At 55.1% G+C, this 8788-nt stretch carries 7 protein-coding genes; 5 read left to right on the top strand and 2 right to left on the bottom strand.

Going from position 1 to position 8788, the window contains the following annotated elements; translation table 11 throughout:
* Both pyk and HLUSI_RS0117175 read left to right on the top strand, forming a co-directional pair.
* Positions 1-1349: pyruvate kinase (gene pyk, locus HLUSI_RS0117180; RefSeq protein ID WP_029363655.1), on the top strand; the 1349-nt coding region annotated here is incomplete at its 5' end.
* A gap of 119 nt (positions 1350-1468) precedes the next feature.
* Complete coding sequence (locus HLUSI_RS0117175) at positions 1469-2779, top strand: MFS transporter (RefSeq protein WP_016835138.1); 1311 nt, start codon at positions 1469-1471, stop codon at positions 2777-2779.
* A 1536-nt stretch (positions 2780-4315) separates the two neighbouring features.
* Here HLUSI_RS0117175 and HLUSI_RS0117165 read toward each other — a convergent pair.
* Positions 4316-5275, bottom strand: coding sequence for an alpha/beta fold hydrolase (locus HLUSI_RS0117165; RefSeq protein ID WP_016835137.1), 960 nt, complete (start codon positions 5273-5275; stop codon positions 4316-4318).
* Positions 5276-5558: 283 nt separating this feature from the next.
* Here HLUSI_RS0117165 and HLUSI_RS0117160 point away from each other — a divergent pair, with 283 nt between their 5' ends.
* Positions 5559-6302 (top strand): SDR family NAD(P)-dependent oxidoreductase, encoded by a 744-nt coding sequence (locus HLUSI_RS0117160; protein WP_016835136.1) that lies wholly within the window; start codon positions 5559-5561, stop codon positions 6300-6302.
* Between the two features lie 115 nt (positions 6303-6417).
* Here the strand turns inward: HLUSI_RS0117160 and HLUSI_RS0117155 are convergent, their stop codons facing one another.
* A complete protein-coding gene (locus HLUSI_RS0117155) occupies positions 6418-7104 on the bottom strand; it encodes a glutathione S-transferase (protein ID WP_016835135.1) in 687 nt (228 codons plus the stop codon).
* A 169-nt stretch (positions 7105-7273) separates the two neighbouring features.
* Between HLUSI_RS0117155 and HLUSI_RS0117150 the strand changes: the two genes are divergently transcribed.
* On the top strand, positions 7274-7843 hold the full coding sequence (locus HLUSI_RS0117150) for a TetR/AcrR family transcriptional regulator (RefSeq protein WP_016835134.1): 570 nt from the start codon (positions 7274-7276) through the stop codon (positions 7841-7843).
* Between the two features lie 351 nt (positions 7844-8194).
* A partial coding sequence (locus HLUSI_RS0117145) for an ABC transporter substrate-binding protein (RefSeq protein ID WP_016835133.1) occupies positions 8195-8788 on the top strand: 594 nt, incomplete at its 3' end.

Below are 8788 nucleotides of genomic sequence, written 5' to 3'. Positions count from 1 at the left end.
CAAGCCTTAGAGGGGCCGGCGTCGATGTCTTTCGTCTGAACTTCAGTCATGGTAGTCATGAGGACCATCGCCAGCGTCTTCAACTGATTCGCGATATCGAATCGGAGAAGCAGCGCCCAATCGGCGTGTTGCTGGACCTTCAGGGACCGAAGCTGCGGATTGCCACCTTCCTGGCAGGCCCTGTGCTGTTGGAAACTGGCGCCGCGTTCCATTTGGACCTCGACGTCGCGACGCCTGGGACAGTGAGCCGCGTGGCACTGCCTCATCCTGAAATCTTTGCTGCATTGAAGGTCGGTACCCGGCTTCTGCTCGATGATGGCCGTATTCGTCTGAAGGTGCTGCGTTGCGGCCTCGATTTTGCCGAGACATTGGTCGAAGTGGGCGGCTTGCTCTCCGAGCGCAAAGGTGTAAATGTTCCAGACGTCGTTCTGCCCGTGTCAGCGATGACGGCAAAGGACCGTCGTGACCTGGAATTCGGTTTGGAGCTTGGTGTGGACTGGGTCGCGCTTTCGTTCGTCCAACGCCCTGAAGATATCCAAGAGGTACGAGCCATTGCCGGTGAGCGCGCGGCGATTGTTGCAAAGCTGGAAAAGCCGGCTGCCATCACATTCTTAGATGAAATCGTCAGTGAGGCGGACGCTGTCATGGTTGCCCGTGGTGACTTAGGCGTCGAACTCCCGGCAGAACAAGTTCCGGCCCTGCAGAAACGAATTGTTCGAGCTTGCCGCCGCGCGGGTAAGCCGGTGATTGTTGCGACCCAGATGCTTGAGTCGATGGTCAGCGCGCCGGTGCCTACGCGAGCAGAAGCATCAGACGTTGCTACTGCTATCTATGATGGCGCGGATGCGGTGATGTTATCGGCCGAATCTGCCAGCGGTGCATGGCCGGTAGAGGCCGTTCGCACAATGGACCTCATTATCGGTCGCACCGAACAAGACCCTTATTACCGCGAAGCCATCGCCGCTTCCCACTCAGCTCCAAAGGCCGAATTCTCTGACGCCATCGGTTACGCCATGCGGCACGTCGCAGGCCTGCTAGATGCCGCAGCAACCGTCGCCTACACAACCTCGGGTTATTCGGCCCTTCGCATGGCCCGCGAAAGACCAAGTACGCCAATTCTCGGCATGACGCCCAATCGCACTACAGCTCGCCGCTTGGCCCTGGTTTGGGGCATTCACCCGGTCTTATGTCACGAAGTCGTGGATGCCGGAGAGGTAAGCGAACTTGCATGTCGTACGGTCAGCGCAGAAGGATTCGGCGGCCCTGGCCAAACCGTTGTGATTTCTGCGGGAATGCCGTTCGGTACAACCGGGACAACGAACTTGTTGCGTCTCGCACAAATTGCATGAGGAGGGGATGAAGTAGCAGTGGGCAGCGCCGGGACAAAAGAAGCTATCAAACATAACTCAATTAACAGATAGCAAGAGAACCAATTTCTTAAACGGACTTAACCTCCAAGGAGGAGACAATGAAAACTGAAATCGAAGAGCGCGTTTCGCGAAAACTCATGTTGCGCATCATTCCTTTTGTGATGCTGCTCTATTTCATCAGCTTCCTTGACCGCGTCAACGTCGGATTCGCGGCCATCACAATGAATAAAGACTTGGGGTTGTCACCGACGGCTTTCGGGCTGGGAGGCGGCTTATTCTTCATCGGCTACTTCCTTTTCGAAGTACCTTCCAATCTGATTCTGCACAAAGTCGGCGCGCGTATCTGGATTGCGCGGGTCATGATTACTTGGGGCATCATCTCCGCAATTTCCGCATTTGTGGTTGGCCCCAACAGCTTCTACTTGCTGCGCTTCCTATTGGGAGTAGCTGAAGCCGGCTTTTTCCCCGGCATCATTCTCTACCTGTCACTGTGGTTTCCTGCTAAGCAGCGGGCTGTCGCCGCAGCATGGTTTATGGCCGCAGCCCCAATTTCGGTAGCACTGGGGTCGCCATTGTCTGGCGCCATCATGCAACTGCCTGGCTTATTCGGCTTGAAGGACTGGCAGATGCTCTACATCATTGAAGCTGCACCAGCCGTCATTCTGGGTTTCGTAGTGTTGAAATACATGACAGACAAGCCGGAACAAGCTCATTGGTTGGCACAGGACGAGCGTGAATGGCTGGTGGCTCGGTTAAAGTCGGAAGCGGATGCCAAGAAGGGCGGCCATGGCCACACTGCCAGCGCTTGGAGCGCACTGAAGGACCCGCGTGTCCTAGCTCTTGCTTTGATTTACTTCGGCACTTCCGCAGGCCTCTACACCTTGGGGCTCTGGGTGCCACTCATGATTCGTGAGTTTGGCTTCACTCCGTTTGAGACTGGGCTGCTGACAGGTGTTCCAAGTGTTGTGGCTGTAGTGGCAATGGTGCTGTGGGCACGCCATTCTGACCGTAGCGGCGAGCGCACTTGGCACGTCGTGATTCCCTGCGTCGTGGCATGCGTTGGATTTCTGCTGGCAGGCAATGCCACAACCGCATTATTCGTCGTGTTGTCCTTGATTGTTGTGAATGTCGGCATTAGCTCGGCCAAGGCTCCGCTGTGGGCGATGCCTAGTACCTTCCTCTCCGGGGCAGGCGCAGCAGCTGGCATTGCGATGATTAACTCCCTTGGTAACTTGGGCGGATTCGTCGGGCCGTTTGCTATAGGTTGGCTTAAGAACGTTACGGGCGGCTACGCGGCAGGCTTGTATGTCGTAGCTGCCTCGTTGGCGCTGTCAGCGGTTGTTACATTGATGCTGAGCCGCCAGACTGCCCAACCTGACAGGGTTGCGAAGGCTAGTCACGGACACTGAGGGGATGTCATGTTTAAAAGAAAAAGCTTGCGTGGAATAATGGGTCTTCTGACCCTGATGGCGGCTAAGGCTGCCGATGCACAAGCCACGCTTCTCTTCTGAGACTGTTGTGCTCAAGAATAGTGCGCCAAGTTAACTGTGATGACCTGCCGATGCTGTTTCGCTCTGTTGATAACATTTATGAGAATGTTGAAGACAGTCTCGTTGTCCAAGTTTTCTTCAGGCTGGTCTAGGAAGATGGGGAAGCGGTTACGGTCAACAAGATGATGCTTAACGAAGAGTTGCTTAAGACATAGTTTTCACCCAAACTATGTCCAGCGTTGCTGCAATTTTGCTGCACTGGACGCAGCAAATAGCGGTAACTGGCAGGAAGTAGCGGTAAGCTAAGTTTTTGATTTTTATAGGACTACCTGAAAAACTCGTTGTAATACAAGGAGTTTGGAACCGACTCATAATCCGTTGGTGCCGTGTTCGACTCACGGGGGGCCACCAGCATTGAAGCGGCTTAGCGCCTTATCGCGCTAAGCCGCTTTTTCTTTTGCTGGGGGATTTTTGCCCATTATCTCCATGTTTTCTCTCACGATCTGGTAAATTGCCGTTTGGACATATCGGTTTTGAGAGTCCGCAATCGGCCAGAACCGGACTTTGAGCACACAAGCAAACGCCCACATCTGCGGGCGTTTTTACTAGCTATCAAGATAACTTAAAAAATGATCGCTCATCTAAGGCAGTGCTCAAGTCATCGGCACCGATGATAAGATACGCACCTCGAGGGGGATCGATAACATGAATGAAACTAATGAAAACGAGGCAGTTATAGCTCAGACAATCTATGTGTTCGCCACAGCAGGAGTTGCAAGAGGATTTGAGGCGTGCCTAAATACTGGAACGCTCGCCAGTTGCAAACTTGACTATCCGCCAATTGCAATCTACCCGCCTTCAGAAATTGCCTCGCTCGACGAACATAGCCTCCGATCAATTCCCCAGCATTAGCCTCTTTATCATACTTCACCACGACGTCAGGATTCCCGAGGTTCGCAGTCGCTGTTTCAAACCAAAACTAACGATTGCCACTGCGGAATTCACTGCGGAATCAGGGAAAACAGGGGGTACTAAGGGGAGCTAAGTCATTGAAAAATGACCTCTCACTCCCCTCAGTTACCCCCATCCAAGGGTTCGAATCCCTCCGTCTCCGCCAGAATTGAGTAGTACAACGTTCAAAGACGTTCAAAAAGCCGCGCAAAACATAGTGTTTGCGCGGCTTTTTTGTTTGTTGGTGTTTTTTCGGTGTTCATTACATCCGAAACACTTGTTGGTAGATTTGTTGGTACATCTATCAGACAAAACAACCGATACCTGTTGATTTCACGCATGCACCGTCGGACGTTAAAGCAACTCCAACAGGACGGTGATCAACACCGGCGTAAAGGCCGTCGCGCGGCGCTTCTGCGCGACCGCTGCATGAATATTCAAGCCGCTCTTCCTCCTCCGGGCCGCCCGAACAGTTCACGCCTGAAATATTTTCCCCCGGCTTTCCTAACTGTTTTTCAGGAATCTCCTGACGATGCCGGCGATCTCATCCGGCGCATCCTCAAAGCAATAATGCCCTGCTTCAGGCAGGCGACGCACGTCCGCAACGGGGAACAGCGAAGTGAATAGCGGCAGGAAAATCGGCGGGTGCAGCGTCTTGTCGGCATCGCCCCAGATTGCCAGCGCCGGCTGGCTCCGGATCGTCGCGATCGCCGCTGCGTCAGGTACTTCGAACTGATGGGCGCCGGTCGCGAAACCCTTTGCCCAACCTATGGCCCCCAGGCAATCGCCTGGCGTCGCGAAGTGCGCACCATAGGCGGAAATCCACGTGTCGCTGATCACACCGTGGTTTTCGAAGCCGTTGATTTTCATGGTGCTGAGGATATTGAAGCCGAGCTGCCCCAATACCTGCTCCAGGCTACCGTCTTCATTGGCCTTCACGATCCATTGGAACCAGGGAGCGATGGCGGCATTCTCCATCAGCCGTTCCATGCCGTCGGGATGCCCGAACGGCGTCGGCCCGTTGGTTGAAATGATGCGCTTGATGCGCCCGGGATGCCGCGCGGCCAGGCCCATGCCGACGGGACCGCCGAAATCATGCATGACCAGGGTAATCTCTTTCAGGTCCAGCTGAAGAACCAACTTCTCGAGATTGTCGATGTGATCCTGCAGCCAATAGCTGCGGTCTTGCGGCGTCTCGCTCTTGCCGAAGCCCATGTGATCGGGAACGACAACCCGGTAATCGCTACGAAGGGCCGTAATCAATGAGCGGAACAAATAGCCCCAGGTCGGCTCGCCGTGAAGACACAACACGACTTCCCGCGAGCGGTCTCCTTCGTCCACGTAATGCATCTGAAACCCATTGACCTCCTGGAAGTGCGGAGCGAATGGAAAAGTTTTATCAAAATCTGCGTATGCCGAAATCAAGATTTTCTCCTGAAAATTGAAGACGAGGATCAAGAACAAGAATGAAAAAAGAAGGCCGATGCCATCGCCGCCTGCTCAACCGGGCGCCAATGAACTTCCGCCAATCTAGTTTCAAATAGAAACTAGTTAGCTTTATACGCTTAAGGATTTCATAATGCAAGTTACAGTTTCTCGCCATCGACAAAGGAAACTGTTGCGTTGCCGCTGCGCCATTGATCCCGTACGATGCAGTGATTCACTCAGGCCTTGCTCTCTTCCGTTGAGAAGAAATCGATCACCGGACTTGCTGCAATTTTTACCTTCCATGCAAATTTGACACCCTATGAATTCAGAACTTCGCGTCGCATTGGTCACGGGATCCACGTCGGGAATCGGCCTGGCGCTTGCACACGGTTTCGCGGAGGCAGGCTACACCGTCGTCGTCCACTCCAGATCGTCTGTTGAGACAGGTGAAAAACTGGCGGCCGCTTTGCCTGCGGCGCTCTACATCCAGGCCGATCTCGCCGTTGAAGCAGACCGTGCCCGTCTGATTGCACAAATCCTTGCGCATTACGGACGATTGGATGTCCTCGTCAACAACGCCGGAATCAGTCGCGTGATTCCTCACGGCGATCTGTCGGCGGCGTCGCCCGAGATCTGGCATGAACTCTATGAAGTCAATGTGGTTGCGCCATTTCGCCTCATCGCGCTGGCGCAAGAGGCGCTGAAAAATTCTGCGAAGTCCGGCACGCCGGGATGCGTCATCAACATCAGCTCACACGCCGGTGTTCGCCCCAAAGGCGCGTCGATCCCTTATGCGGCGACCAAGGCGGCGCTGAATCACATGACAAAATTGCTCGCCCTATCCCTGGCTCCCGACATCAGGGTCAACGCCATCGCGCCCGGCCTGGTCGACACGCCGCTGACCGCCGACTGGGCGGATGCGCACACGCTTTGGCAGACCCGCTCTCCCATGCGCCGCGCCGCCAAGCCGGCGGATATCGCGCAACTGGCGACCATGCTGGCAGCCAATCAATACGTGACCGGGGAAATCTTGACGGCGGATGGCGGCTTGAATCTGACCTAGATTCTCGCTGTGGATCTGTCGAAGAAAAGATCAGCCGCTGACGCAAAGATGCCGCCCTTCTTGCGAAAGGCGGCGTTCCAGGATTGCCGGAAATGACTGAACGGCGGTCGCCGACTTAAAAACCCAGACGACGCAAATCTTCTTCGACAAAGGCTTGCCCGCTGCGATTTTTCACCGCCGGCAACTCTGCCACTTTCACACGCCATGACTGCAATGCGCTCAACTCGGCAGCGATCGGAATCCCCGCTGCGTCCGCAAACGCCAGGCCGGCAAACACCGTGATATCGGCCATCGAGAATTGCTCACCCGCGACGTAGCTGTTATTGCGCAAGATGCCGTCGAAATACACCATGCCCTGCAGCGCCTTGGCACGTTCGCGTTCACCCCACTCCTTGCGATGCGCCCATTCCGGGCTCTTGTACTTTTGCAGATCGTCGCCCAAGCCAGGCGTCGCATGGTGGAAATAAATGCCGACCGCGTCAATCAAACCACTTTCGGCGCGGCGTTGCATCATGTGGATGATCGCCTTTTCCTTCGGTGTGCGGCCTGTCAGCACGGGATTGCCGTCGAGGTTGTCGAGGTACTCGGTGATCGCGGTGCTTTCCGAGATCAGCGTGCCGTCGTCGAGCTCCAGCAGCGGCAGCACGCCTGAGGGATTCTTCGAGAGGAACGCCGCCTGCTTGTGCTCGGCGCCGATCAGGTCGACCGATTCGAACGTCACTTGTGAATCGAGATTCTTCTGCGCCAGCACGATGCGGATGCGGGCTGGATTGGGGAAACCGGGGCGGTCATAAATCTTCATTGTTACTTTCCTTTTTGACTGTTTGTCGTTGTATCAATCTGCGCTCCAGTTGCTGAACGAGATAATTCGGATATTGCCGATCAATTAATCTATCTATCGGTAGATAGACAATAAGATAGTATAATCGCGCTGTCAATAACTATCTACCGATAGAGAGGTTTGTTTCATCATGAGCGCAATCGATACTCGCGAAAAAATCATGGCCGCCGCCCGCAAGACCGTGCAGGCGCACGGCTATAACGCGCTGAGTTTTCGCGACCTGGCGGCGGAAGTCGGGATCAAGAGCGCCAGCGTGCACTATCACTTCCCGACCAAGGGCGATCTCGGTGCAGCGCTCGCCCGCCGCTATACCGAAGACGGTATCGCCTATCTGGGCAATCTGATGGAAGTCCACAAGGATGCGCGCACCCGCATAAAGAAATATGCGGAGATCTTCCGGGCAGCGCTGGCCGATGATAATCGCATGTGCCTGTGCGGCATCATGTCGGCGGAGCACAACGACTTGCCGCCGGAAGTACGCGCCGAGGTCAATCGTTTCAACGACGTCAACGTCGACTGGCTGACCGAAGTACTCATGCAAGGCACGGCGGAAACCAAACCGAAGAAAGCCCTGCGGCGCCAGGCGATGAGCATTTTCGCCGCGATCGGCGGCGCGCAACTGATGGCGCGCGGGCATGGCGACATCGCCGTCTACGATGAAATCGTCGACAGCTATCGCAACGCGGGCTTCATTCCATGATCACCTGATTATCCTGCCGAATTGCATACCGTCCGGAAGGATAATCTCTTCCGGGCTTTTTTATTGATCGCGTGAAACATCACGAACCCGCCCCACCGCCCCTCCGCACGCCACGCTTTCCGCCTGCATTTTTCGGCACACATACTCCTTTCGACATCACTGAAATTCACCATCTTCGGCCGCCACTACGCCGTTTCCTTGCTTCATCCTTCGTTGCAACGCATCAAATCCACAGATGAAAAATCACCACTTGCATTGAATCGGATTGCTGATATTATTCTACGAAGCTATTCGTGATATATCACGATTAACTTATGAAACATCACAAAAATGATTACAACGGAGACAGATATGAAGCAATTTGCACCATGGCGCAGCCGGCGGCTGTTGCCTGCTGTTGGCTTGTTCACGGCATTGATGGGCGCTAGCGCTGCCCATGCAGCAGATCCGGACGTGTTTAAAATCGGCGGCGTGGTATCGCTGTCGGGCACCTACGGCATCTTTGGCGAAGACATGCGCAAAGGTGTGGAAGTCGCCATCGCCGAACGCGGCGGCAAGGTCTTGGGAAAGCCCATCCAAGTCACTTGGGAAGATGACGAAACCAAGCCGCAACCAGCCGTGCAAAAAGCCACGCGCCTGATCGCCGACGGTTCGCAAATGATTTTCGGCGCGGTCAGCTCGGCCTCGACCATCGCCATCATGAACATCACCAAGCAGCGCAAGATCCCGCATCTGGTCACCATGTCGGCCGACGACAAGATCACCACGCCGGGCGCATCGCGCTACACCTTCCGCACCTCCAACACGCTTGGCATGGAACAGCGCATGGCGCTCGGCTACAGCAAGGAGCAAAAACTCAAGCGCGTCTACGGCGTCACCGCCGACTACCAGGCCACGCGCGACAGCTGGGAGTGGTATCGCAAGGAAGCCGAAAAGGCCGGCATT

It is taken from the genome of Herbaspirillum lusitanum P6-12 (genome assembly GCF_000256565.1).
Taxonomy (GTDB): Bacteria; Pseudomonadota; Gammaproteobacteria; order Burkholderiales; family Burkholderiaceae_D; genus Herbaspirillum; species Herbaspirillum lusitanum.
The sequence above is the reverse complement of the archived record's forward strand: the minus strand, read 5'-3'. Positions and strand labels throughout refer to the sequence as shown.